Here is a 23,456-nt window from a genome sequence, read left to right as displayed (position 1 = left end):
GCCACAATGCCCAGGTCCGCCTATGGATGGAGGTTGTCGCCGTGGATTTGAATGACCGTGCCGCCCTGCGCCGCAAGCTGATTCAGGATCGGCTGGACCTGCCTCACCGGCTTGAGCTCGCTGAGGAGCTGCAAAGCGTGCTGCGCGTCTGGCTGGTGCGCAGGCGCGAGATGACCATCGGCGCCTACTGGCCGATCAAGGGCGAGTTCGACCCGCTGCCGGCGCTCTATCGCTGGAGCGAGGCCCACCCCGAGCGCCGCATCGGCCTGCCGGTGGTGGACCGCGAGCATGGCACCCTGCGATTCCATGTCTGGTACCCGGGCTGCCCGATGGAAGAAGACGCCTACGACATCCCGAAGCCCAAGGACACCGAGGTCTTCGAGCCTCAGCTGGTGATCGTGCCCTGCCTGGGCTACGGGCCCTGCGGCCTGCGCTTGGGCTATGGCGGCGGCTTCATGGACCGCACGCTGGCCGCGCTGCAGCCGCGCCCGGCCACGGCCGGCATCGGCTATGCGCATGGTTTCCAGCCGCTGCTCAAAGCCGAGCCGCACGATGTGCCGCTGGACGCGATGCTGACCGAGGAGGGCGTGGTCTGGGATGTGAACGGCTGAGCCGGGCCCGGTGTCTGCGCCACAATGCCGGCATGAATACGCTCTACGCCCAACACATTGCCCAGCTGCAGCAGCGCACCGAGAACGCCCTGAGCCGCAGCGGCTTTGACGCGCTGGCCATCGCCTCCGGCATCGAGAAGTTCGCCTTCCTGGATGACCGTCCCTATTTGTTCCAGCCCAATCCGCATTTCAAGCATTGGCTGCCGCTGACGCAGCATCCGAACAGCTGGCTGCTGATCCGCCCGGGCCGCAAGCCTCTGCTGGTGTACTACCAGCCGGACGACTACTGGCATGTGCCCCCAAGCCCGCCGAGCGGCTACTGGGTCGGGCATTTCGAGATCGCCATCATCAGCGACGCAGCCGAGGCCGCCGCGCATCTGCAAGGCCATGGCAGGCTGGCCATCATTGGCGAGGCCGATGCGGCGCTGGCGGGTGTCACGCCCAACAACCCCGAACAACTGCTGCACCTCCTGCAGTACCCGCGCGCCTTCAAGAGCGAGTACGAGCTGGAACAGATGCGCGCCGCCTCGCGTTGCGCGGCCAAGGGACACCTGGCCGCTCGTGATGCCTTCATGGCCGGCGCCTCCGAGCTTGAGATCCATCGCGCCTATCTGGCTGCCACCGGCCACACCGACCGCGATCTGCCGTACACCAATATCGTCGGCCTGAACGAGCATTGCGCGGTCTTGCATTACCAGTATCAAGACGCCATTGCGCCAAGCCAGTCGCGCAGCTTCCTGATCGATGCCGGTGCGCAGGTCAACGGCTATGCCAGCGACATCACGCGCACCTGGAGCCGCGGCGGCCATGAGGAATTCGAGGCCCTGCTGGCGGCGATGGAATCGTCTCAGCTGGCTCTCGTGGACGAGGTCCGCGCCGGCACCGATTACCGCGACATCCACCTGAGCACGCATCGCCGGCTGGCTGCGATCCTGTCGGAGCAAGGCGTCGTGAAGATGAGCGCCGAGGCCATCGTGGCCGAAGGCGTCTCCAGCATCTTCATGCCGCATGGCATCGGCCATTTGCTCGGCCTGCAGGTGCACGACATCGGCGGCTTCATGGCCGATGACACCGGCGCTGTCTCGCCCAAGCCTGAAGGTCATCGCTACCTGCGCCTGACGCGCAAGCTCGAGGCCGGCATGGTGGTGACCATCGAGCCGGGCCTGTATTTCATCCCGACGCTGTTGAAGCAGTTGCGCGCTTCGAAGAATGCAGCGGCGGTGGACTGGGCCAAGGTGGACCGCTTGCTTCCCCATGGCGGTGTGCGCATCGAGGACGACGTCGCCTGCCGTGCCGAAGGCGCGCCGGAGAACATGACCCGGGATGCGTTCGCGGCGCTGCGATGAACACTTGTCAGCCGATCCTGCTGCTGCTCTGCCTTGCGTTGCCGCTGCCAGGCCTTGCGCAGACGGAGCCTTCCATCGAGCCCAAGCCAGATGCCCAGCTCGCCAAGGTCGAGGTTCAGGGCGAATCGACCGCCCAGCGCGAGCTCAAGACCCTGGCCACGCTTTACGAAGCGCGCGAGCTGTTCGAAAAGCTGCATGCGCTGGCACCGCTGGCCGAGCTGAAGTTCAAGGTCTATGCGCGCACCCAGGCCGAGCATCAGCAGAGAATCAACCTCGCCCTGGTCACGCGCCAGGGCCGTGTGCCGGTGCCGCTGGATGCCGAAGACAACTTCACGATCGACCCGGCCTGGAACCGCTATCCCGATGCCACCGAGCTGAAGAGCAAGCTGCTGGACGGTCGCGTGACCTGGCGGGCCGACATCCGCACGCCGGGCCTGCCGCCCAATGAGCGGCGGCTGGGTGACCTGCGCCTGCAGTGCAAGGTGGGTTTCGAGAGCGGCGTGGCGCGCGGCGACAAGGTCGGCTTCCTGGGCCGCATGGTGCGGGCCCTGACGTCGCAGCCTGACAGCTGCGACAACACCTGGTCCAGCGGCAGCAGCTTTGCCGATCGTGCCCTCTTTGCCGTCACCCTGGTCGATGGCGAGCGCCGGATGGCCCTGAGCAATGCCATGCTGCAGGGCCTGACCGAGGGCTCGGGCGCGCAGTACGACTGGGGCTTTCTGCTGCGCGAGCGCATGTTCCGCCTGCCCATGGGCGACAAGCGCTGGTCGGACGAGACCCGGGTGGTGATGGAGTTTGCTGACGATCCCCAGCAGCCGGTGGACGCGGCCCTGCTGGCCTCGGATCATCCGCTGGCGCAGGCTGCACGTGAGCTTCAGGCCGGCACGACGCGGCCTGAGCAGCTGCGCGAACGCCTGGGCAAGGCCGACGAGAGGAAGTTCGACAGCGGGCGTCGCCTGCTGCGGCACCTGCGCGTGAAAACCCTGCTGCCACCGGACTTGCCGCCCGAGGTGGTGGCGCAGCTTCCTGCTCAGGACCTCAGCAAGCTTTCGCCCGCGCAACTGATGGCGCTGCTGGCGAAGCTTCCGGCCTACAAGGCCGCCGCAGCGTCCGCCGCGAAGGCGGCCTCGGACGTGGCGGCCGGGGCGGCCCTGGGCAAGCCCGGGCTCGAGGTGGTCGAGCTGGTCACGCTCTACGACGGGCAGGACCAGCTGATCAAGTACGCGCTGCGCCAGCTCTCGCCGACCCAGCGCTACCGCTAGGCGCTGGGCTTAGAAGCGCCAGCCCAGACCCACGCCCACGAGCATCGGGTCGACCTTGAACGTGCCGACCTTGGTGCCCTTGGAGCTGACATCGGTGTCGATCTTGACCTTCTTCACGTCGATGTTCAGGTAGGTGCCCTTGCTGATCTCGATATCGGCGCCGATCTGTGCCGAGAGGCCCCAGCTGCTGCGCTTGATATTGGGACCCAGCGCCGTGACCACGGCGGGAGCGAACTGCACGCCGCTGAAGTTGGTGTAGTTCACGCCGAGGCCGACATAGGGGCGGAACGTCGCTTCAGGCGCGAAGTGGTACTGCAGCGAGAGTGTCGGCGGCAGGTGCTTGAGCGAGCCGATCTCGGCGCCACCGGCCGACAGCGTGTGCTTCTGCGGCACGGTCAGGATCAGTTCCGCCGCGATATTGGGCGTGACGAAATAGCTGAAGTCGATCTCGGGGATCGTCTTGTTGTTGACCGTCAAGCCGAGGCCGGTCGTGTCCTTGTTCGCCGAGTCGAGGTGGACGGCACGAACGCGCACCAGCAACGGGCCTTCCGCGGCTGCGGCGACGGTGCTTGCAGCGGCCAGGACGGCCAGGGCGAAGATCTTCTTGGTCATTCAAGGGCTCCTTGTCTGCGGGAACATTCCCGATGGAAGCCATTGAATCGAGGTTGGGCGGGTAAACCCTTGAGGTGGCGCAAACCGGCCGGAAACCCGAAGCCGGGGTCGGGCCCCACTTGTGTCAGATCAAGAGTTCGGCGCGAGATTGAGGCGCTTGCACAACTCCAGCGTCAAGCCCGACTGATTGAGCGTATAGAAGTGGATGCCCGGCACGCCGCCGGCGATCAGGCGCTCGCAGACGCGCGTCATCACGTCAAGGCCGAAGGCGCGGATCGAGGCGCTGTCGTCCATGAAGCCTTCCATCTTCAGGGCCACCCAGCGCGGGATGTCGATGCCGTCGCGCTGCGCGAACTGGGCGATGCGCGCGTAGTTGTGGAAGGGCATGATGCCCGGCACGATGGGCTGGTCAACGCCGAGCCTGCGCACTTCATCGACGAAGTTGAAGTAGGCGTCCGGGTTGAAGAAGAACTGCGTGATGGCGGCGCTGGCGCCGGCGCCCATCTTGTCTGCAAAGTGCTGCAGGTCCTTGGCCGCATAGCGCTGCTGCGGGTGGTATTCGGGGTAGGCCGCGACCTCGATCTTCCAGTCCGGGCCTTGGGTTTCGCGGATGAAGCGCACCAGCTCGGCGGCGTAGCGGAATTCGCCGGCCGTGGCCGTGCCGCTGGGCAGGTCGCCGCGCAAGGCCACGACGCGGCGGATGTTCTGCGCGCGGTAGGTGGCGAGGATCTCGGCGATGTTCTCGCGCGTGGAACCCACGCACGACAGGTGCGGCGCGGCCTCGAAGCCCGCGGCCGCAATGTCCATCACTGTGGCCAGGGTCTTGTCGCGTGTGGAGCCGCCGGCGCCATAGGTGACGCTGAAGTACTGGGGGTTCAAGACACTCAGGTCCTGCACCACGGTCTTCAGTTTCTCGGCGCCCACCGGCGTGTTGGGTGGGAAGAACTCGAAACTTACCGGCGTCGTCGTCATGCTCTTCAATCCTTGTTCTCATTTCCTGCGGCTGCCCACAGGAAGAATTCCTTGTTGCCGTCACCGCCGGTGATGGCGCTGTCGAACCAGCCCAGCACCTGCCAGCCTTGCGCCGCCGCGGCCTCGCGGGCCTGCGCTTGCAGCAGCGGGTATTGCGCCGGGCTCTTGACCAGGCCGCCCTTGTTGAGGGCCTTTTTTCCGAGCTCGAACTGCGGCTTGATCAGCAGCAAGACCTGGCCCTTGGGCGCCAGCCAGGGCTTCAGGTGCGGCAGCACGCCCAGCATCGAGATGAAACTCAGGTCGCCGACGATCAGCTCGAAGCCGCCCTTGGGCGCATGCTCGGCGAAGCTTGAGCCGACCAGCTCGCGCACGTGCAGGTTTTCCAGCGCGACGACCCGTTCATCCGCCAGCAGCGACTCATGCACCTGGCTGTGACCGACGTCGATGCCGACCACGCGCGCCGCGCCGTGCTTCAAGAGGCAATCGGTGAAGCCGCCGGTGCTCTGGCCCACGTCCATCACGGTGAGCCCCTGCACCGACAGCCCCGCCGCTGCCAGCGCGCCTTCCAGCTTCAGGCCGCCGCGCGAGACATAGCGCAGCTCCGCGTCGTCGTTGACGCGCAGTTCCGCGCCCTCGGGCACTTCGGCCCCGGCTTTCTTGATCGCCACCCAGCTGGCGCCGGAGCGCCATTCGACAGCACCCGCCGCGATCAGCCGCTGGGCGGCAGACCGGGTGGGCGCGATGCCGAGGCCGAGCAGCGCTTGGTCGGCGCGCATCGCTGGCTCTTTCTTTCGATCAGTAGCGGTAGGTGTCCGGCTTGTAGGGGCCGACCTTGGGAACGCCGATGTAGGCGGCCTGCTCGTCGGTCAGCTCGCTCAGCTGGGCGTTCAGCGTCTTGAGCTGCAGGCGGGCCACATGCTCGTCCAGGTGCTTGGGCAGCACATAGACCTTGCCCACGGCATAGGCGTCCTTGTGTGCGAACAGCTCGATCTGGGCGATGGTCTGGTTGGCGAACGAGGACGACATCACGTAGCTCGGGTGGCCCGTGCCGCAGCCCAGGTTCACCAGGCGGCCCTTGGCCAGCAGGATGATGCGCTTGCCATCGGGGAAGATGACGTGATCGACCTGCGGCTTGATCTCTTCCCACTCGTACTTCTCGATCGAGGCGATGTCGATCTCGTTGTCGAAGTGGCCGATGTTGCAGACGATGGCGTTGTGCTTCATCGCGGCCATGTGCTCATGGCGGATCACGCCCTTGTTGCCGGTGGTGGTCACGAAGATGTCGGCCTTGTCGGCGGCGTATTCCATCGTCACGACGCGGTAGCCTTCCATCGCGGCCTGCAGCGCGCAGATCGGGTCGATCTCGGTGACCCACACTTGCGCCGACAGCGCGCGCATGGCCTGGGCCGAGCCCTTGCCCACGTCGCCATAGCCGGCGATCACGGCGATCTTGCCCGCGATCATCACGTCGGTGGCGCGCTTGATGCCGTCCACCAGCGACTCGCGGCAGCCGTAGAGGTTGTCGAACTTGCTCTTGGTGACCGAGTCGTTGACGTTGATGGCGCGGAACAAGAGCGTGCCCTTGTCCGACATTTCCTTCAGGCGGTGCACGCCGGTGGTCGTTTCCTCGGTCACGCCGATGATCTCGGCGCTCTTGCGGGTGTACCAGGTCGGGTCCTGCGCGACCTTGGCGCGGATCGCCGCGAACAGGATGCGCTCTTCTTCGCTGCCCGGATTGGCCAGCACGGAGAGGTCCTTCTCGGCGCGCTGGCCCAGATGCATCAGCAGCGTGGCATCGCCGCCGTCGTCCAGGATCATGTTCGGGCCTTCGCCAGCAGTTCCCTTGGGGCCGAAGTCGAAGATGCGGTGCGTGTAGTCCCAGTAGTCTTCCAGCGTCTCGCCCTTGTAGGCGAACACCGGCGTGCCGGCGGCGACGAGCGCGGCGGCAGCGTGATCTTGCGTGGAGAAGATGTTGCAGGAGGCCCAGCGCACTTCGGCACCCAGGGCTTGCAGGGTTTCGACCAGCACGGCGGTCTGGATCGTCATGTGCAGCGAGCCGGTAATGCGAGCGCCCTTCAGCGGCTGCGCAGCGGCGTATTCCGAGCGGATCGCCATCAGGGCGGGCATCTCGCTCTCGGCGATTTTCAGTTCCTTGCGGCCCCAGGCGGCAAGGCTCAGATCCTTGATCAGGTATTGGTCGGCGGACAGCGTCGTGGTCGTCATTGCATAGCTCCTTCGGTCATGAAGCCGCTGATGCCTGATGGGGACTTGTCTTGAGACAAACGGTCTTGAGACGAACGGTCACCCACGCGAGACATGGCGGGTGAGCGCGGTTGCAATTGAAGCTGCCGGGCAACTTCGTCATCCGAGCCTGGCCTTGTGTGCCCCGGGTGGGGGTGAAAGGTTGCAACGCTCCTCGGACGGCCGCAATTCTAGCGCCAGTCGATGCTGGATGCGGGTAGACCAGCATGTTCAGTGGGCCGAAAACAGAAAGTCCACGTGTGAAAATTCGCGCCCTTGGAGCACGAGCGCGCCGCTTGCGGGGCAGCGCCCGGCCCATTCACAGTACCAGGGAGCCCGCAAAGCGGGGAGCAGATGACGACAATCAAGCATGAGGGCTGGCACGCGCTGGCTCGCTGGACGGCGCTGAGCGCTGCCATGGTCTTGGCCGCATGTGGCGGTGGTGGCGGGGGAGGCGGTGGCGGTGGTGGTGGTGGTGGTGGTTCGACGCCCACGCCAGCGCCCACGCCGATCACGAATGCCTGTACCGGCAGCAGCTCGGTGGCCTCGATCCAGGCCGATGGTGCGCTGGTGGGCAAACAGGCCGCCGCGGGCATCCTGGGCTGCAGCGGCCCGATCAAGAACCTACAATGGACCCAGACCAGCGGCCCGACGGTCACGCTGCTGAGCGCCCAGACCCAGTTGATCCATTTCGAGCCGACGGCAGCCGGCAGCTATGGCTTCCGCGTCAGCTACACCGATCCCGCAGGCGCCACGCAGACGCGCGACCTGTCCCTGAACATCACCGCGCCGACCACCGCCGCCAAGGCCCTGGTGCGCAACCACCAGGCCGTGCGCATGGGTGGCAATGCGTCGATGCGCGCCTGGGCCGGCGCTGGCGAGACGATCCAGAGCGTCACATGGGCGCAGCTTGAAGGCCCGACCGTCGCGCTGCAGGAGGTCGACACCCAGACCCTGGCCCGCCAGTTCGTGGCGCCCACGGTCACGCAGGACACGCTGCTGCGCTTCCGCGCCACCGTCCAGACCGCCAGCGGCAGCGACAGCCAGGAGGTGTTCGTCCTGGTCGAGAAGCTCGACCAGGCGCCGGCTTCCGCCAGCAACACCCACGTGTGGGCGGGCGATCATGTGTCGCGCGTCCATGCCTACCGAGCGGCGGGCGCCTACGCCTCGCAGCTGGTCGCTTGCGTCTATGACCCGGCGCTGACGGCCAGCAACGCCTGCACCGTCGGCCGCCTGCCCCTGCTGGGGCACGAAAGCAATGGCGCGCTGCCGACCATCGCGCAGGTGATGGACCGTGTGGTCGTGTCGCATGACTGGCAAGGCGCCAACTTCGAGCGCTTCCTGCAGACGCATGACGCGCGTGGCGACTTCCGCCGCATGCTGATGAGCACCACGGCCATTGTCATCGGCTCGCATGTGCGGCCCTCGTTCTACCAGCCGGTGACCGGCGCGATCTACCTTGATGCCGACAACGTCTGGATCACGCCCGAGGAACGCGACACCATCGATGAAGCACCCGACTATCGCGGTGCTTTCAGCAATGGCCTGTCCTTCCAGGATGTCTGGCGCTATGCCAAGGCCAACGACAGCTACGGCATCTACTACGACCCAGCCAAGCGCACCACGCGCAGCCTGGACGATGTGCTGACCGATCTCGGCCCGCTTCTGTATCACGAGCTCTCGCATGCCAATGACTTCCTGCCGGCCGAGACCTACGCCAGCCTGAAGCTCTTGTCCGGCACCACGCTGAACGCCTTCATTGGCGAGCGCTACAACCAGCAGCTGCTGGTGTCTGACCTGATGAAGCAGGCCTACCCGCTGACCAGCAGCGAGCTGCAGGCGCTGGGCCAGGTCAAGTTCCAGGGTGTCACGGCCACGGCAGCTCAGAAGGCCTACACCGGCACGCAGATCGGCGCGATGTTCGCAGCCGACCTGGCGACCGACATGTACGCCTACAGCTCGCGCTTCGAGGACCTGGCAATGACGGTGGAGGAGTCGCTGATGAGCCTGCGCCTGGACGTCTTGCGCGACACGGCTTTCGTGCCGCGGGTGAACGACGCGCTCGTCACCAGCGATGTGCGCTGGGGCCAGCGGGGCCGCATCGGCGACCCGCGCCTGCGGGCCCGCCTGAAGCTGGCCGCCGGCAAGATCGTGCCCTGGATGCCTGCCAGCGACTTCGACAAGCTGCCGGCGCCGCTGCAGATGCGCGAGGGCGAAAGCTGGCGTGCCAACCTGGTGCTGGGCGCGCCGCTGCAGGGTTCGGTCGTGAAGTTGAAGCCGCAGATGGCTGACCTGCGCGAAGCGTACGAAGAAGCCGGCCGCCAGGCGCGGCAGGCCCGCCGCGCACACGAGCGCGAGCAGGCCCACCAGCGCGTCGAGCGCTGGCTAGGCAAGCGCTAGGAAGCGGGCCACGGCGTCCAGCTCCTCCTGCAGCGCGGCCTTGAATGCCGCGCCTGCAGGGCGCTTGTCGACGAAGCCGAACTCAGACTCAAGGCGGCCCCGCTCGACGCGCAGATTGGCCCAGCCGATGATCTGTTCGCCCCAGAGGAGCGGCAGCGCGTAGTGGCCCATGGTCCGCTTCTCGGCCGGCGTGTAGGCCTCGAAGCGGTACTCCCAGCCCCACAGCCGCTCGAAGCGGCGGCGGTCCCAGACCACCGGGTCGAACGGCGCGAGCAGGGTCACGCCTTCGGGCGCGCGGTACTTCGCCGAGCGCGGTTTCTCATCCATCGGCCAGTACCAGGTTTCGCCGTCGATCTGCGCATGCGCGTAGCGATCCTTTGCAGATTTACAGACGGCGCGCGTCTGCGCCTGCAGGTGCGGCGCGCCATAGCGCAGCAGCGTGGTCAGGTAGCCCAGGCTGGCTGCTGGCAGCGGCGCATACAGCGCGACCACCTTGTCCATCAAGGCCTCGGCACGGGCCTGGCGCGCTTGCGGGCTGTCGTCCGCGGGTGAATGCGTGATCGCTTCGTAGACGCGCGTGCCGCTGTCTCTGCGCTTCACCCTCAGATGCCCCCGGTAATGCAGGCCGTCGAGCAATTGCGTGCTGACGTTGAGCTCACCGCCCCAATAGCCCGGCATGCGGCCATGGTGCGCAAATGCCTCCAGCAGCTGTTTCGGATGTGTGGGGCCGTTCTGCCGCACGAAGTCCAGCAGCTGCTGCGCATGCCTGCTGCGCTCCGCATCCCAGGGCTTGCGCTCGATGCGCGGGTGCATCAGGGGCAGCCAGTCGCGCGGCACGAAGCCGTAGTTGACGAAGCAGTCTTCCTCGATCTGCAGCCGCGTGTAGCGCTGTTCGAGGTCGCCGGCCTTGTAGTCGTTCACGCGCAGCCGCAGGATCAGGTCTTGCGCCCGGGCCGGTGCTCGCATCGGGTCGGCCTGCACGAAGCCGAGCTTCCTGATCGCTGCGGGCAGGGTGGTCGGCTTGAACAGTGTGCGGGCTATGGCGTAGCGGCGCAGCTCGTCGAGCGTCGGTGCCTTCATGCCTGCAGCCTCTTCAGCTGGCGGTCGTGCCAGCGTGCCAGCAGCCATTGCGCGAGCATCGCGCCCAGCCAGGCCAGGGCCATGTCCTTCTGGGTGTCCCAGGGGTCGCCCTGCGTGCCGAGGAACTCGTCAGCGCCCTGACCGATGGCCACTGCGGCGCCCCATTCGATCAGCTCGTAGATGGCGCTGATGGCCAGGCACACGGCGGTAACGAGCGTGAAGGTCCAGGCGCCGGCCTTCAGCGGTGTCTTGCGCAGGAGCAGCTCACGCGCGGCTATCGCCGGGATGAAGCCCTGGGCCAGATGGCCGATGCCGTCGTAGGGGTTGCGCGCCAGGCCCAGCAGGTCCTGCATCCAGAAGCCCAGCGGCACCCGCGCATAGCTGTAATGGCCGCCCAGCATCAGGATGGCGGCATGGATGAAGACCAGGGCCAGCAGCAGCCTGGTGACAGGGAATCGCTCGTGCGTGGCCAGAAGCAAGGGCCAGGCGATGATCACCGGCGCGACCTCCATCCACCAGGTGGCACGGTCATAGGCGCCGAAGTAGCTGAAGGCCAGCAGCGCGAGGCTTGCTGCGGCGGTGATCTGCAAGGGGCGGATGCTGGGCATGCGCCGGATTGTGCAGAGGAAATGAGAAAGGGCCACCGGAGTGGCCCTTAGGGTTGGCGATCGCTGCGGCCTTGTGGTCTGCGCTCACATCGCAAGCGATATGAGCGCCGCCCCAAGACGGCCGAACCGCAAGGCGGTTGCCGGGCTTTACAGCCCGGCCGCTGCGCGCAGCGCGGCCGCCTTGTCGGTTCTTTCCCAAGTAAATTCCGGCTCTTCCCGACCGAAGTGGCCATAGGCCGCCGTCTTCGAATAGATCGGGCGCAGCAGGTCCAGCATCTGGATGATGCCCTTGGGACGCAGGTCGAAATGCTCGTTGACCAGCTTGGCGATCTGGTCGTCGGGGATCACGCCGGTGCCTTCGGTGTAGACCGTCACGTTCATCGGGCGGGCCACGCCGATGGCGTAGGCCACCTGGATCTGGCACTGGCGGGCCAGGCCGGCGGCAACGATGTTCTTGGCCACGTAGCGGGCGGCGTAGGCGGCCGAACGGTCCACTTTGGACGGGTCCTTGCCGCTGAACGCGCCACCGCCGTGCGGGCAGGCGCCGCCGTAGGTGTCGACGATGATCTTGCGCCCCGTGAGGCCGCAGTCACCCTGCGGGCCACCCACGACGAAGCGGCCGGTCGGGTTGATCAGGTACTTGGTGTCGGCGTTGACCCATTCCTTGGGCAGCACCGGCTTGATCAGCTCTTCACGGATGGCTTCGTAGAACTCGTCCGTCATGCGGTCGCCGAGCGAGTACTCGGGCGCGTGCTGGGTGGAGAGCACCACGGTATCGATGCTGTGCGGCTTGCCGTCCACATAGCGCATCGTCACCTGGCTCTTGGCGTCCGGGCGCAGGAAGGGCAGGCGGCCGTCCTTGCGCAGCTGGGCCTGGCGCTCCACCAGGCGGTGGGCGTAATAGATCGGCGCGGGCATCAGCTCGGGCGTCTCGTCGCAGGCATAGCCGAACATCAGGCCCTGGTCGCCGGCGCCGATGTTCAGGTGGTCGTCGGAGGCATGGTCCACGCCCTGGGCGATGTCGTTGGACTGCTTGTCATATGCCACCAGGACCGCGCAGCCCTTGTAGTCGATGCCGTATTCGGTGTTGTCGTAGCCGATGCGCTTGATCGTGTCGCGCGCCACCTGGATGTAGTCCACATGGGCGTTGGTGGTGATCTCACCGGCCAGCACCACGAGGCCGGTGTTGCACAGGGTCTCGGCGGCTACGCGCGAACGGGGGTCTTGCGCAAAGATTGCGTCGAGAATCGCGTCGGAGATCTGGTCTGCCACCTTGTCGGGGTGACCTTCCGAGACGGATTCAGAAGTAAAGAGAAAATCGTTCGCCACTTTTACACTCCAGTAGATAGTCCATCGGCGTTGCCGTGCTGGTGGAGCGATGCGGCGAACGCTTTAGCGGCATTTGTTGAGCTGTGGAAACAGCCCGGCGGGGTTGCCCCCGCGTCGCCCCGCAAGTTGTCCTTTTAACTCGGCGATGTGCGAATTATAGAAACATGTTCCTCCTGATGCGTTTGCTCTCCCGCTTGCCACTGCGGCTTTTGCACGCGCTGGGCGCCGTGGCGGGCTGGTTGACCTGGCTTCTGTCACCCACTTACCGGCGTCGCTTCGCTGCCAATGTGGCCCAGGCGGGCCTGGCACCGGCGCAGGGCCGGCCGGCCATCGCCTCGGCCGGCCGCATGATTGCCGAGACCGCCTGGCTGTGGTTGCGGCCGCCTACGCAGCCGCTGGGCGGCATGCTGCGCTGGGACGGCGCGGAGCTGATCGACCAGGCCCTGGCCCAGGGCAAGGGCCTCCTGATCCTGACACCGCACATGGGCTGTTTCGAGGTCACGGCGCAGGCGATTGCCGAGCGTTGGGGCGACACGCATCCGATCACCGTGCTCTACCGCCCGGCCCGCAAGCCCTGGATGCGCGATGTGGTCGATGCCTCGCGGGGGCGCCCCGGCCTGGCCACGGCACCGGCCAATCTGGCCGGTGTGCGGCAGATGATCCGTGCCTTGCGCCAGGGCCAGATCGTCGGCCTCCTGCCCGACCAGGTGCCGCCGGAAGGCCTGGGCACCTGGGTGCCCTTCTTCGGCCGCGAGGCCTACACCATGACCCTGGCCGGCCGCCTGGTGCAGCAGACCGGCGCGGCCCTGCTGGTGATCTGGGGCGAGCGCCTGCCTGGCGCACGCGGCTATGTGGCGCGGGTGCGACCCGCCCCGGCGATTCCGGCCGAATCCACGCCAGAATCCGCAGCCCTCTTGATCAACAAGGCCATGGAAGACCTCATTCTGCAAGCGCCAGGCCAGTACCTTTGGGGCTACCACCGCTACAAGCAGCCGCGCGGGCTGGACATCGGCGTGGCCAAGCCCGAGGGCAAGCCGGGGAGTTATCCGGGGGGTGGGGCCTGATGCTGGGCCGCTTGTTCGCGCGGCTGTTGCTGGGCCTGCTGTGGCTGCTGCATTTCCTGCCGCTGCCGATGCTGACGGCGCTGGGCCGGGGCCTGGGCGCCTTGCTCTGGCGCCTGGCCAAGTCGCGCAAGCGCATTGCCCTGCGCAACCTGGAGCTGTGCTTCCCCGAGCTTGATGCAGTGGCGCGAGAGGCCCTGGCCCGCGAGCACTTCGCCCTGATGGGCCGCGGCTTCCTGGAGCGCGGCCTGCTCTGGTACGCCTCGGCGGAGCGGCTGAAGAAGCTGATGCACATCGAGGGCGACTTCGGACTGGCCGACCGCAGCGAGCAGCCGGTGATGTGGTTGCTGCCGCATTTCATCGGCCTCGAATGGTCGGGGCCGGCCTTGATGCTCAGGCAGCAGACGCCGGCGGTGGACGTCTACCAGGCACAGAGCAACCCGGTCTTCGACAAGCAGATGCTGACCGGCCGCGGCCGCTTCGGCAAGAACGCGCTGGTGGACCGGCATGACGGCATCCGCCCGGTGCTTCGCTTCATCAAGCAGGGCTATGGCTTCGTCAATGCGCCCGATATGGATTTTGGCCAGAAGGACTCCGCCTTCGTGCCGTTCTTTGGCGTGCCTGCCTGCACCTTGCTGGCGCCGGCCCGCATGGCCGACAGCCAGAAGATGATCGTCCAGCCGCTGGTGATCACGATGCTGCCGGGCGGCGAGGGCATCAGGATCGAGGCCTGCGACCCGATTCCCAACTACCCCAGCGGCGATGCGCTGGCCGACGCCCACACCTTCCATGCCTGGCTGGAGCAGCGCATCCGCGCCAACCCGGCGCAGTACCTCTGGGTGCACAAGCGTTTCAAGACCCGGCCGCCTGGCGAGCCCTCGCTCTATTGAAGCTGATAATCGGCTGATGAATTTGCGCTTCACCAAGATGCATGGCGCGGGCAATGACTTCGTGGTCATCGACGCCACGAAAGAGCCCTTTGCGCTGACCACCGAGCAGATGCGCCGCCTGGGCGACCGCCGCTTCGGTGTGGGCTGCGACCAGATCCTGGTCATCGAGCCGGGCCGCGAGCCGGGCGACGACTTCGCGTATCGCATCTTCAACGGCGGCACTGGAGAAGAGGTGGAGCACTGCGGCAATGGCTCGCGCTGCTTCGTCCGCTATGTGGTCGACCATGGCCTGACGACCAAGCGCAGCATCCGCGTGCGCACCATGGCGGCCCTGTTGGAGCTGCATCTGCGCGACGACGGCCGGGTCACGGTGGACATGGGGGCACCGATCTTCGAGACCGGGCGCGTGCCCTTCGATGCCAAGGCCCTGCAGCCGCGCGAGGTCAATGGCTTCGAGCTCTGGCCCCTGGTGGACCTGGGTGTCGAGGTGGCCGTCGTCTCGATGGGCAATCCGCATGCGGTGCAAGTGGTCGAGGACGTGGCCGCCGCCCCGGTGCTGAGCCAGGGCCCGCTGATCGAGAACCATGCGCGTTTTCCCCGTCGCGTCAATGCCGGCTTCCTGCAGGTGATCGACCGCAGCCATGTGAAACTGCGCGTATTCGAACGCGGCGCCGGCGAGACGCTCGCCTGTGGCACCGGCGCTTGCGCGGCGGTGGTTGCGGGCATCCGCCTGGGCCTGCTGGACGCGCGAGTGGATGTGCAGACCCACGGAGGTGTGCTGACGATTGAATGGGCCGGCGCCAGTGCCGGCCTTGATGCGGCCGTGTTCATGACCGGCCCCGCTGTGCAAGTGTTTGAAGGAGAGATCACGCTGTGAGCAGCAACCAAAACCAAGGTACCGACGGCATCACCGAGCAGGACATTGCCAACTACCTGGCCAACAACCCGGCCTTCTTCGAGCGCCATGCCGAGCTGCTGGCTTCGGTGCAACTGAGCCATCCGCACAGTGCCCGTGCCGTGTCGCTGCAGGAGCGCCAGGCCGAAATGCTGCGCGAGAAGATCAAGGGCCTGGAGCAGAAGCTGATCGAGATGATCCGCAACGGCCAGGAGAACGTGGCCATTGCCGACCGGCTGCACCGCTGGACCCGTGCCCTGATGCTGACCAGTGACGCGGCCAAGCTGCCCACCGTGCTGCTCGACGAGTTGCGCCACCAATTCCTGATTCCGCTGGCCGGCCTGCGCCTGTGGGGCACGTCTCCTGAATTCAGCGAGGCTGACTTCGCGCAGACCGTGAGCGCCGATGTGCGCAGCTTTGCCGAAAGCCTCAGCCACCCCTATTGCGGCATCAACTCCGGTTTCGAGGCGGCACGCTGGCTGGGCGAGGGCTCCGGTGCGCTGTCGCTGGCGCTGATTCCCTTGACGATCCAGGGCCGCAGCTTCGGCCTGCTGGTGCTGGGTTCGCCCGACGCCACCCGCTACACGGCCGAGATGGGCACCGAATTCCTGGCCCGCATCGGCGAGATCGCCAGCGCCGGCCTGGCGCGCCTGCTGCAGGATGCCGATGCCGGCGAAAGCTCTGCTGCACCCACAGCCTGAGTTCCTGCCGGCCTACCTGGCCTATTGCCAGGTGCAGCGCCGGCTGGCCGGCCGCACGCTGACGATCTACAGCGAGGCGCTGCAGCGCCTCAACGCGCTGGCTGTGCGCGACAAGGTCGAGCTGCTGAGCCTGACCGCCCAGCAGGCGCGCCGCTGGGTGGCCGAGCTGCACCGCGGTGGCCTGGCGCCGCGCAGCCTGGCCCTGATGCTCTCCGCCTGGCGCGGCCTCTACCGCTGGCTCGGTACGGAGCAGCGCGTGGCCTTCAACCCGATCGACGGGCTGCGAGCGCCCAAGGCCGGCAAGCCGCTGCCCAAGGCCTTGTCGGTGGACGACTCGGTGCAGCTGGCCGAGTTCAAGAGCGAGGCAGCGGACCCGATCAACGAAGCGCGGGACCGCCTGATCGTCGAGCTGCTCTACGGCTGCGGCCTGCGCGTGGCCGAGCTGGTGGGCCTGGACGTCCATGGCAGCGCGGCCGCCGCTGGCTGGGTGGAGCTTGGCAACGCCGAACTGCAGGTGCTGGGCAAGGGCAGCAAGCGGCGCTCGGTGCCGCTGGGCCGTGCGGCCCTGGAGGCGCTGGACCACTGGCTGCCGCTGCGCCAGCAGATCGCCAAGCCCGATGAACCCGCCTTGCTGGTCGGGCCCCGCGGCTCGCGCTTCCAGGCCGGCCAGGTGCGCCTGCGCCTGAAGGCCCGCGCGCTGGCGGCGGGCATGCCGTCGCACGTCCATCCGCACATGCTGCGGCACTCATTCGCCTCGCATCTTCTGCAGTCCAGTGGTGATTTGCGTGCGGTGCAGGAACTGCTCGGCCACGCGAACATCGCGACGACCCAGGTCTACACGAAGCTCGATTTCCAGCACCTCGCCAAGGTGTATGACGCCGCCCATCCGCGGGCCAAGAAGAAGTGAGCGACCGAATGCGCCGCCGCACCCTGGTATGGTGCGCGGCTATGTTCCGATACTGCCTTCTGCCGGGCCTGGCGCTGGGCCTTGTTGCCAATGCCTGGGCCGATGACCCGATACCACCGACGCCGGGCGCGCTGCGGGCCCAGCCGGCCGCCTTCGAAGCCAGCTGGACGCCCGTGAAGCTGCCCACCGGTGACCGCATGGCGCTGGCCGGCTTCAGCTATCTGGTGGCGATGAATGAGGACTGGGGCGTCGGCCCCAGCGTCTACGGCGCGGCGCGGGGCAAGATGGGTGGCCTGTTCACGATGGGCATGACCGCCCAGCGCCGCTGGCGGGTCGGCCAGCACGGCCATGTCGCGGCCGGCCTGTTTGCAGGTGCCGGCGGCGGTGTCGGCTCCGAACAGGTGCGCTTCGGGGGTGGGCTGATGCTGCGCCCCGAGTTGTCTTACCGGGTCGAATTCGGCAGCTGGTACACGGGTCTGGCGCTGGCGCATACGCGCTTCCCCAGCGGCAATGTGCGCGGGAGTTCACTCAGCCTGGTCGTCGGTGTGACCGACGGCTTTTTCAGCTTCTCGCCCACCGACGAAGGCCGTCGCGCGGCGCCGTATCGCCGCACGGGCCTGGGCATCGACGAAGTCTTGCCGACGGTGGGCAGCTATCGCCCGCGGCACAGCAGCATCGGCCGCGACGGACTGCCCACGCGCGCGGCCATCGGCAAGGCTGGCGCCTCCTTGCGGCAGTACATCACCGAGGGCAGCTGGTGGGGCGTCGAAGGCGCCGGCGCCAGCACCGGGGGCAACGACGGCTATATGGAGCTCCTGTTCTCGGCGGGGCAGGACTGGGCCTTGAGCGCGCCGAAGCTGCGCGCCGGCTGGCATGCCGGTATCGGCCTGGGTGGCGGTGGCAACCTGGACACCGGCAATGGCTGGATCGTCAAGACCGGCCCGACGCTGCGCTGGATCAGCCCCTGGGGCCCGTCGCTCCATCTGGAGGCCGGCCTGATGGGCGCGCCGAGCGGCAGCTTCAAGAGCACGTACACGCGGGTGGCCATCGGCCTGCCGCTGGACAGCACGGCCCGCCGCGACGAGGTTTTCACGCCCACGAGTGGCACCGTGCGTTCGCAGGCGTTGTTCTTCAGCTATCAGCACCAGCCGGGCCTGCGCATGCGCGATGGCCGGCAAGAGGACATCGGTCACCTGCAGATGCTGTTGACGCAGGAACTGAGTGAGCATGCCTATGCCACGGTGCGTGCCGGCAGCGCGGCTTGGGGCTCGGCGGGCGGCTATTCAGTTGGCTTGATCGGCGCCGGCCTGCAGACCAGCCCGGTGATGAAGGGCCGGCTCAATTTCGGCGGCGGTCTGTTGCTGGGCGCTGCGGGTGGCGGCAGTGTTGCCGTCTCGGGCGGCGCGGCGGCGCAGAGCGAGCTCTGGGCGCAATGGCGCTTCGGCGAACAAAAGCGCACCCGCTTGCGCATGGCGGTCGGCCAATGGCGCAGCCTGCGCGGCGACACCCAGTCGACCAGCACCTTCGACCTCTCGCTGGGCTATGCCTTCGGTGCGGTGAGCCGCTGAGGCCGGCGGCGGCGACAATGCCGCCCATGAAAACCATTCGTCTGCGCGCCGGCAAGGAGCGCTCGCTGCAACGCCGCCATCCCTGGGTCTTCGAGGGCTCCATCGCCAAGGGCGGTGGCGACAGCGGCGAGACCGTGCGGGTCGAGTCGTCCGACGGCCAGTTTCTTGGCTGGGCGGCTTACAGCCCGCAGTCGCTGATACGGGCGCGGGTCTGGAGCTTCGATGAATCGGAGCGCATCGATGCCGCCTTTTTCCAGCGGCGCATCGCTGCAGCGGTTGCAGTCCGCGCGCGCCTACCCATCGCCTCGAACGCAATGCGCCTGGTCCACGGCGAGGCCGATGGCCTGCCGGGACTTGTGGTGGACCGTTACGACGATGTCTTGAGCGTGCAGTTCTCGTCGGCCGGCACCGAGCGCTGGAAGGCCCAGATTGCCGATGCGCTGCTGGCCGCCACCGGCCTCACGAAGATCTTCGAACGCAGCGACGCGAATGTGCGCGCGCTCGAGGGCCTGCCCGAAGTGCGCGCCTGGTTGCGCGGCGAGGGCCCGACCGAGCGCACGATCCAGGAGCACCAGTGGCAGCTGACCCTGGACGTGGCCGAGGGCCACAAGACCGGCTACTACCTGGACCAGCGCGACAACCGCAAGAAGTTCGCCGACACCGTGCGCCAGTACGGCTGTCAGCGCGTGCTCAACTGCTTCAGCTACACCGGCGGCTTCTCGGTCGCCGCGCTAGCGGGCGGCGCCACAGATGTGACGAGCGTCGATTCCTCCGGGCCTTCGCTGGCGCGTGCCACGGCCCATGTGGCGCTGAACGGTTTTGACCCGGCGCACCACAAGGCGCTCGATGCCGATGTGAACGCCACGCTGCGCCAGGCCTTGCAGAACGGCGAGCGCTATGACGCCATCGTGCTGGACCCGCCCAAGTTCGCGCCCACCGCCGCGCACGCCGAGCGTGCGGCGCGCGCCTACAAGGACATCAACCGCCTGGCCCTGAAGCTGCTGCAGCCGGGCGGCATCCTGTTCACCTTTTCCTGCTCCGGCGGCATCCCGCCTGACCTGTTCCACAAGATCGTGGCCGGTGCAGGCCTGGACGCGCCGGCCGACGGCTTCATCCTCGACCGCGTGGGCGCCACGCCCGACCATCCGCAGACGATCTGCTTCCCTGAGGGTGAGTATTTGAAGGGCTTGCTGATCCTGAAACGTTGATCAGGCGCTGGGGCGCGTCAGGTTCAGCCTCGGCTCGAACTTGCTCCGCTGCACCGCGAAGAAGCTCTTCACATTGCGAACGTTCGCCTGCTGCGTGAACAGGCGCTGCACCAGTGCGTGATAGGCCGGCATGTCGGCCACCTGCAGCACCAGCACGAAGTCCGGGCCTGGCGAGACGCGCCAGCATTGCTGCACGGCAGGGTCGGCTATCACCTTGGACTCGAAGTCGGCCAGGTGCTCCGCGCCTTGCCGGTCCAGCGTGATCTCGACGATGGCCGAGAGCCCGGCGCCCAGCTTGTCTGGCGAGAGCAGGGCCACGCGCCGCTCGATGATGCCGGCATCCACCAGGCGCTTGACCCGCCGCAGGCAGGTGGCCGGCGACACATGGGCCTTCTCGGCCAGCGCCTGGTTGGACAGGGCGGCGTCTTCCTGCAACAGATCCAGCAGCCGCCAGTCGGTTGCATCCAACTCCATTGGCTTGCGAATGATTGAATCGTTCGTTTGCATTTGATTTGTGAAATTATTCGCCGTGAATATTTCACGACGGACGATTATTGCAAATGTCGTTGAATTTTGACGGCAAATACCACGTCGGACTGCCTAGTATCCCGGCCATTGCAGCCATCCCTCCGGGAGACCAACCATGTGTGGCATCGTCGGCGCCGTCAGTCAGCGCAACATCGTTCCCATCCTGATCGAAGGCCTGAAGCGCCTTGAATACCGCGGCTACGACTCCTGCGGCGTGGCGGTGCACCAGGGCGGCGAACTGAAGCGCGCGCGCTCCACTTCCCGCGTGGCCGAGCTGCATGGGCAGACCGCTGAAGACGGCATCGCCTCCGGCACCGGCATCGCCCACACGCGCTGGGCCACGCACGGCGTGCCGGCGGTGCACAACGCCCATCCGCATTTCTCGCACGGCCCCAACGCCAGCGCCGCCACGGCGGGCCGCATTGCGCTGGTCCACAACGGCATCATCGAGAACCACGACGAGCTGCGCGCCGAGCTGCGTGCCCGTGGCTATGAATTCCACAGCCAGACCGACACGGAAGTGATCGCGCATCTGGTCGACCATCTCTATCACGGTGACCTGCTTGAAGCCGTGCAGCAAGCCATCACCCGCCTGAAGGGTGCCTACGCCATCGCCGTGTTCAGCCGCGACGAACCGCACCGCGTGATCGGCGCGCGCGAAGGCTCGCCACTGGTGCTGGGTGTGGGCACCGACCCGGCGCAGGGCGAGCACTTCCTGGCGTCTGACGCGATGGCCCTGGCCGGTGTGACCGACCAGATCGTCTACCTGGAAGAGGGCGATGTGGTCGACCTGCAGCTGGGCCGCTACTGGATCAGCCATCTCGATGCCGGCAGTGGCCGCTTCGAGACCGTGCAGCGCGAGGTCAAGACCGTGCACGCCCACAGCGGCGCGGCCGAGCTGGGCCCCTATCGCCACTACATGCAGAAGGAAATCTTCGAGCAGCCCGTGGCAATTGCCAACACGCTGGACGCGATCACCAGCATCAGCCCCGAGATCTTTGGTGACGGCGCTTACGGCGCCTTCAAGGAGATCGACTCGGTCCTGATCCTGGCCTGCGGCACCAGCTACTACTCGGGTTCCACGGCCAAGTACTGGCTGGAGAGCATCGCCAAGATCCCGACCAGCGTCGAGATCGCCAGCGAATACCGCTACCGCGACAGCGTGCCAAACCCGCGCACCTTGGTCGTTACCATCAGCCAGAGCGGCGAGACTGCCGACACGCTGGCCGCCTTGAAGCATGCGCGCTCACTGGGCATGCAGCACACGCTGACGGTCTGCAACGTGTCGACCAGCGCCATGGTGCGCGAGACCCAGTTCAGCTTCATCACCCGTGCCGGCGCCGAGATCGGCGTGGCGTCGACCAAGGCCTTCACCACCCAGCTCGTGGGCCTGTTCGTATTGACGCTGGCGCTGGCGCAGACCCGTGGCCATCTGAGCGAAGAGCAGGAAGCCGAGCACCTGAAGGCCCTGCGCCACCTGCCGGTGGCCGTGCAGGCTGTGCTGGCGCTGGAGCCGCAAGTCATTGCCTGGAGCGAAGACTTTGCGCGCAAGGAAAATGCACTCTTCCTCGGCCGCGGCCTGCACTACCCGATCGCCCTGGAAGGCGCGCTGAAGCTCAAGGAGATCAGCTACATCCACGCCGAGGCCTACCCGGCCGGCGAGCTCAAGCACGGCCCGCTGGCCCTGGTCACGGCCGAGATGCCCGTGGTGACGGTGGCTCCGAACGACGCGCTGCTTGAAAAGCTCAAGAGCAACATGCAGGAAGTTCGCGCACGCGGCGGCGAGCTCTATGTGTTCGCCGACGGCGACACGCGTATTGAGAGCGATGCCGGCGTCCATGTGATCCGCATGCCCGAGCACTACGGCGCCCTGAGCCCCATCCTGCACGTGATCCCGCTGCAGTTGCTGGCGTATCACACGGCTTGCGCGCGGGGGACGGATGTGGACAAGCCCAGAAACCTCGCCAAGAGCGTTACCGTCGAGTGATGCGTCTTTTCAGATTGGGTCTTTCACCGTACGGACAAAGACCTCGACTTCAGGCTTGAGCTTGCTGTCGTTGCATTCACCTGGAGCTTCCGTCAAGCTCCGAGGCAGATGCCCAGTGCGCGGGCCGTGGCGACGGTGTCTCCATCCACGGGGACCACTTTCATGCGGCCGGCCACGTCGGCAAGCGGCACGGCACGGACCTCATTGCCATCAAGCGCCACCATGATGTCGCTCTGCCCTGCTGCCAGACTCCGCACGGCAGCGGTGCCAAAACGCAGTGCAGCCACACGATCGAAAGCGGTCGGACTGCCTCCGCGCAGGAGATGCCCAAGCACGACACAGCGCGAATCCTTGCCGGTCAGTTGAGCCAGCTCCGTGGTGACCTGCTCGCCCACGCCGCCGAGTCTCTCGGCATGGCCGCCCCCGGCCGGGGCGACCACCACCCGTTTGCCGTCCAACGGGCGCGCGCCTTCTGCGACCACGACGATGGAGTAAGCCATGCCTCGTGCGTCGCGTCGCCGGATCAGGTCGGCCACGATGTCCAGATTGAAGGGCAGCTCGGGCAGCAGGATGACGTGAGCGCCACCGGCGAGGCCGGCATGCAGGGCGATCCAGCCCGCGTAACGCCCCATCACTTCGACAACGAGAATGCGATGGTGGCTGGCGGCCGTCGTGTGCAAGCGGTCGATGCAGTCCGTCGCGAAATCGACGGCCGTGTCGAAACCGAAGGTCGTGGCCGTGTGGGCCAGGTCGTTGTCTATGGTCTTGGGCAAGCCCACGACCTTGAGGCCGCGTTGGGCGAAGCGGTGGGCAATGGCCAGCGATCCATCGCCGCCCACTGCGACAAGGGCATCCACACCTTCATGGGCGAGGGCGTCAAGCACGTCCTGGGAACGGTCGCAAAGCAGCATGCCGCCGTCGGCCTGAGGTGTCGGAAAGGCAAACGGATCGCCCTTGTTGGTGGATCCCAGCAGGGTGCCGCCCAGGCCGGCGATGCCTTCCACGCGCTCCGCCGTCAGCCGCATGCAGCCGCCACCTGGAAAGCGCTCGGGGCGCAGCAACCCGTCATAGCCGTCACGGATGCCCAGGCAGTCCCAGCCCTGATGCTCGGCAGCGCGCGTCACGGCGTAGATGACCGAATTCAAGCCCGGCGCGTCGCCACCTCCTGTGGTGATCGCGATCCGGCGAATGGGGGAGGGGCTGTTGGCGGGCATTCGTCGAGCTGCGGCTGGGAGATTGCGCCGCTGAAT

General features: G+C 66.9%; 21 protein-coding genes and 1 riboswitch. Of the genes, 12 read left to right on the top strand and 9 right to left on the bottom strand.

Translation table 11 applies throughout. The features are described from left to right. The first annotated feature begins 41 nt into the window (after positions 1 to 41). The 3 genes from ABT392_RS16090 to ABT392_RS16080 are packed head-to-tail and all read left to right on the top strand — an operon-like array spanning position 42 to position 3,219. Entirely contained in the window at positions 42 to 611 is a 570-nt protein-coding gene (locus tag ABT392_RS16090; RefSeq protein ID WP_334278365.1) for a 5-formyltetrahydrofolate cyclo-ligase, read from the top strand. Positions 612 to 643: 32 nt separating this feature from the next. Next, positions 644 to 1,957: a Xaa-Pro dipeptidase gene (gene pepQ / locus ABT392_RS16085; protein ID WP_395385292.1), complete on the top strand. Its 1,314-nt coding sequence runs from the start codon at positions 644 to 646 to the stop codon at positions 1,955 to 1,957. Then, positions 1,954 to 3,219: a hypothetical protein gene (locus tag ABT392_RS16080; protein WP_395385293.1), complete on the top strand. Its 1,266-nt coding sequence runs from the start codon at positions 1,954 to 1,956 to the stop codon at positions 3,217 to 3,219. Before pepQ ends, ABT392_RS16080 begins: the two co-directional genes overlap by 4 nt. Positions 3,220 to 3,228: 9 nt before the next feature. On the opposite strand, the gene ABT392_RS16075 is transcribed toward ABT392_RS16080, so the two are convergent. The 4 genes from ABT392_RS16075 to ahcY form a co-directional block, all read right to left on the bottom strand. Beyond that, complete coding sequence (locus ABT392_RS16075; RefSeq protein ID WP_334278360.1) at positions 3,229 to 3,831, bottom strand: OmpW/AlkL family protein; 603 nt, start codon at positions 3,829 to 3,831, stop codon at positions 3,229 to 3,231. Positions 3,832 to 3,960: 129 nt separating this feature from the next. Further along, a complete protein-coding gene (gene metF, locus ABT392_RS16070; RefSeq protein WP_334278359.1) occupies positions 3,961 to 4,803 on the bottom strand; it encodes a methylenetetrahydrofolate reductase [NAD(P)H] in 843 nt (280 codons plus the stop codon). Between the two features lie 5 nt (positions 4,804 to 4,808). Continuing rightward, positions 4,809 to 5,579: a TlyA family RNA methyltransferase gene (locus tag ABT392_RS16065; protein ID WP_395385294.1), complete on the bottom strand. Its 771-nt coding sequence runs from the start codon at positions 5,577 to 5,579 to the stop codon at positions 4,809 to 4,811. Between the two features lie 19 nt (positions 5,580 to 5,598). Continuing rightward, complete coding sequence (gene ahcY / locus ABT392_RS16060; RefSeq protein ID WP_334278357.1) at positions 5,599 to 7,026, bottom strand: adenosylhomocysteinase; 1,428 nt, start codon at positions 7,024 to 7,026, stop codon at positions 5,599 to 5,601. A 95-nt stretch (positions 7,027 to 7,121) separates the two neighbouring features. After that, a riboswitch (S-adenosyl-L-homocysteine riboswitch) is annotated at positions 7,122 to 7,227 on the bottom strand. Between the two features lie 171 nt (positions 7,228 to 7,398). Between ahcY and ABT392_RS16055 the strand changes: the two genes are divergently transcribed. Beyond that, complete coding sequence (locus ABT392_RS16055) at positions 7,399 to 9,444, top strand: hypothetical protein (RefSeq protein ID WP_395385295.1); 2,046 nt, start codon at positions 7,399 to 7,401, stop codon at positions 9,442 to 9,444. Here ABT392_RS16055 and ABT392_RS16050 read toward each other — a convergent pair. From ABT392_RS16050 to metK, 3 genes are all read right to left on the bottom strand, one after another. Continuing rightward, positions 9,430 to 10,524 carry a DNA glycosylase AlkZ-like family protein gene (locus ABT392_RS16050; protein ID WP_334278355.1) on the bottom strand — a complete coding sequence of 365 codons (1,095 nt, stop codon included), beginning with the start codon at positions 10,522 to 10,524 and terminating at the stop codon, positions 9,430 to 9,432. The genes ABT392_RS16055 and ABT392_RS16050 overlap by 15 nt on opposite strands. Continuing rightward, positions 10,521 to 11,132, bottom strand: coding sequence for a DUF2238 domain-containing protein (locus tag ABT392_RS16045; RefSeq protein ID WP_395385296.1), 612 nt, complete (start codon positions 11,130 to 11,132; stop codon positions 10,521 to 10,523). Before ABT392_RS16045 ends, ABT392_RS16050 begins: the two co-directional genes overlap by 4 nt. 147 nt (positions 11,133 to 11,279) lie before the next feature. Then, the gene (metK, locus tag ABT392_RS16040) at positions 11,280 to 12,461 is read right to left on the bottom strand and encodes a methionine adenosyltransferase (RefSeq protein WP_395385297.1); all 1,182 of its coding nucleotides are present in this window, start codon (positions 12,459 to 12,461) and stop codon (positions 11,280 to 11,282) included. Positions 12,462 to 12,625: 164 nt separating this feature from the next. On the opposite strand from metK, the gene ABT392_RS16035 reads away from it, so the two are divergent. The 7 genes from ABT392_RS16035 to ABT392_RS16005 are packed head-to-tail and all read left to right on the top strand — an operon-like array spanning position 12,626 to position 19,691. Then, positions 12,626 to 13,525 (top strand): lysophospholipid acyltransferase family protein, encoded by a 900-nt coding sequence (locus ABT392_RS16035; RefSeq protein ID WP_334278352.1) that lies wholly within the window; start codon positions 12,626 to 12,628, stop codon positions 13,523 to 13,525. After that, the gene (locus ABT392_RS16030) at positions 13,525 to 14,412 is read left to right on the top strand and encodes an LpxL/LpxP family acyltransferase (RefSeq protein WP_464970821.1); all 888 of its coding nucleotides are present in this window, start codon (positions 13,525 to 13,527) and stop codon (positions 14,410 to 14,412) included. The genes ABT392_RS16035 and ABT392_RS16030 overlap by 1 nt, the downstream gene beginning before the upstream one ends. Positions 14,413 to 14,428: 16 nt before the next feature. Next, positions 14,429 to 15,289 (top strand): diaminopimelate epimerase, encoded by an 861-nt coding sequence (gene dapF / locus ABT392_RS16025; RefSeq protein ID WP_395385300.1) that lies wholly within the window; start codon positions 14,429 to 14,431, stop codon positions 15,287 to 15,289. Further along, complete coding sequence (locus ABT392_RS16020) at positions 15,286 to 16,008, top strand: DUF484 family protein (RefSeq protein WP_334278349.1); 723 nt, start codon at positions 15,286 to 15,288, stop codon at positions 16,006 to 16,008. The genes dapF and ABT392_RS16020 overlap by 4 nt, the downstream gene beginning before the upstream one ends. Further along, complete coding sequence (locus ABT392_RS16015) at positions 15,968 to 16,915, top strand: tyrosine recombinase XerC (RefSeq protein WP_395385301.1); 948 nt, start codon at positions 15,968 to 15,970, stop codon at positions 16,913 to 16,915. Before ABT392_RS16020 ends, ABT392_RS16015 begins: the two co-directional genes overlap by 41 nt. 41 nt (positions 16,916 to 16,956) lie before the next feature. Continuing rightward, entirely contained in the window at positions 16,957 to 18,483 is a 1,527-nt protein-coding gene (locus tag ABT392_RS16010; protein ID WP_395385302.1) for a hypothetical protein, read from the top strand. Positions 18,484 to 18,509: 26 nt separating this feature from the next. Further along, positions 18,510 to 19,691 carry a class I SAM-dependent rRNA methyltransferase gene (locus tag ABT392_RS16005; RefSeq protein ID WP_334278346.1) on the top strand — a complete coding sequence of 394 codons (1,182 nt, stop codon included), beginning with the start codon at positions 18,510 to 18,512 and terminating at the stop codon, positions 19,689 to 19,691. Here the strand turns inward: ABT392_RS16005 and ABT392_RS16000 are convergent, their stop codons facing one another. Next, positions 19,692 to 20,165 carry an Lrp/AsnC family transcriptional regulator gene (locus tag ABT392_RS16000; protein WP_334278345.1) on the bottom strand — a complete coding sequence of 158 codons (474 nt, stop codon included), beginning with the start codon at positions 20,163 to 20,165 and terminating at the stop codon, positions 19,692 to 19,694. Between the two features lie 169 nt (positions 20,166 to 20,334). Here ABT392_RS16000 and glmS point away from each other — a divergent pair, with 169 nt between their 5' ends. After that, complete coding sequence (gene glmS / locus ABT392_RS15995) at positions 20,335 to 22,206, top strand: glutamine--fructose-6-phosphate transaminase (isomerizing) (RefSeq protein ID WP_334278344.1); 1,872 nt, start codon at positions 20,335 to 20,337, stop codon at positions 22,204 to 22,206. A 92-nt stretch (positions 22,207 to 22,298) separates the two neighbouring features. Here glmS and ABT392_RS15990 read toward each other — a convergent pair whose 3' ends face one another. Beyond that, on the bottom strand, positions 22,299 to 23,420 hold the full coding sequence (locus tag ABT392_RS15990; RefSeq protein ID WP_395385303.1) for a 6-phosphofructokinase: 1,122 nt from the start codon (positions 23,418 to 23,420) through the stop codon (positions 22,299 to 22,301). Positions 23,421 to 23,456: the final 36 nt, after the last annotated feature.

Origin of the sequence: Paucibacter sp. JuS9 (assembly GCF_044043925.2) — a bacterium.
Lineage (GTDB): Bacteria > Pseudomonadota > Gammaproteobacteria > Burkholderiales > Burkholderiaceae_C > JAUASW01.
This window is presented reverse-complemented; position numbering and strand designations above follow the sequence as displayed.

Bases quoted from the DNA above. Each gene is read 5' to 3' on its own strand.
- pepQ (WP_395385292.1), top strand. From the start codon at position 644: ATGAATACGCTCTACGCCCAACACATTGCCCAGCTGCAGCAGCGCACC.
- ABT392_RS16080 (WP_395385293.1), top strand. From the start codon at position 1,954: ATGAACACTTGTCAGCCGATCCTGCTGCTGCTCTGCCTTGCGTTGCCG.
- ABT392_RS16075 (WP_334278360.1), bottom strand. From the start codon at position 3,831: ATGACCAAGAAGATCTTCGCCCTGGCCGTCCTGGCCGCTGCAAGCACC.
- metF (WP_334278359.1), bottom strand. From the start codon at position 4,803: ATGACGACGACGCCGGTAAGTTTCGAGTTCTTCCCACCCAACACGCCG.
- ABT392_RS16065 (WP_395385294.1), bottom strand. From the start codon at position 5,579: ATGCGCGCCGACCAAGCGCTGCTCGGCCTCGGCATCGCGCCCACCCGG.
- ahcY (WP_334278357.1), bottom strand. From the start codon at position 7,026: ATGACGACCACGACGCTGTCCGCCGACCAATACCTGATCAAGGATCTG.
- ABT392_RS16055 (WP_395385295.1), top strand. From the start codon at position 7,399: ATGACGACAATCAAGCATGAGGGCTGGCACGCGCTGGCTCGCTGGACG.
- ABT392_RS16050 (WP_334278355.1), bottom strand. From the start codon at position 10,524: ATGAAGGCACCGACGCTCGACGAGCTGCGCCGCTACGCCATAGCCCGC.
- ABT392_RS16045 (WP_395385296.1), bottom strand. From the start codon at position 11,132: ATGCCCAGCATCCGCCCCTTGCAGATCACCGCCGCAGCAAGCCTCGCG.
- ABT392_RS16035 (WP_334278352.1), top strand. From the start codon at position 12,626: ATGTTCCTCCTGATGCGTTTGCTCTCCCGCTTGCCACTGCGGCTTTTG.
- ABT392_RS16030 (WP_464970821.1), top strand. From the start codon at position 13,525: ATGCTGGGCCGCTTGTTCGCGCGGCTGTTGCTGGGCCTGCTGTGGCTG.
- dapF (WP_395385300.1), top strand. From the start codon at position 14,429: ATGAATTTGCGCTTCACCAAGATGCATGGCGCGGGCAATGACTTCGTG.
- ABT392_RS16015 (WP_395385301.1), top strand. From the start codon at position 15,968: ATGCCGATGCCGGCGAAAGCTCTGCTGCACCCACAGCCTGAGTTCCTG.
- ABT392_RS16010 (WP_395385302.1), top strand. From the start codon at position 16,957: ATGTTCCGATACTGCCTTCTGCCGGGCCTGGCGCTGGGCCTTGTTGCC.
- ABT392_RS16005 (WP_334278346.1), top strand. From the start codon at position 18,510: ATGAAAACCATTCGTCTGCGCGCCGGCAAGGAGCGCTCGCTGCAACGC.
- ABT392_RS16000 (WP_334278345.1), bottom strand. From the start codon at position 20,165: ATGGAGTTGGATGCAACCGACTGGCGGCTGCTGGATCTGTTGCAGGAA.
- glmS (WP_334278344.1), top strand. From the start codon at position 20,335: ATGTGTGGCATCGTCGGCGCCGTCAGTCAGCGCAACATCGTTCCCATC.
- ABT392_RS15990 (WP_395385303.1), bottom strand. From the start codon at position 23,420: ATGCCCGCCAACAGCCCCTCCCCCATTCGCCGGATCGCGATCACCACA.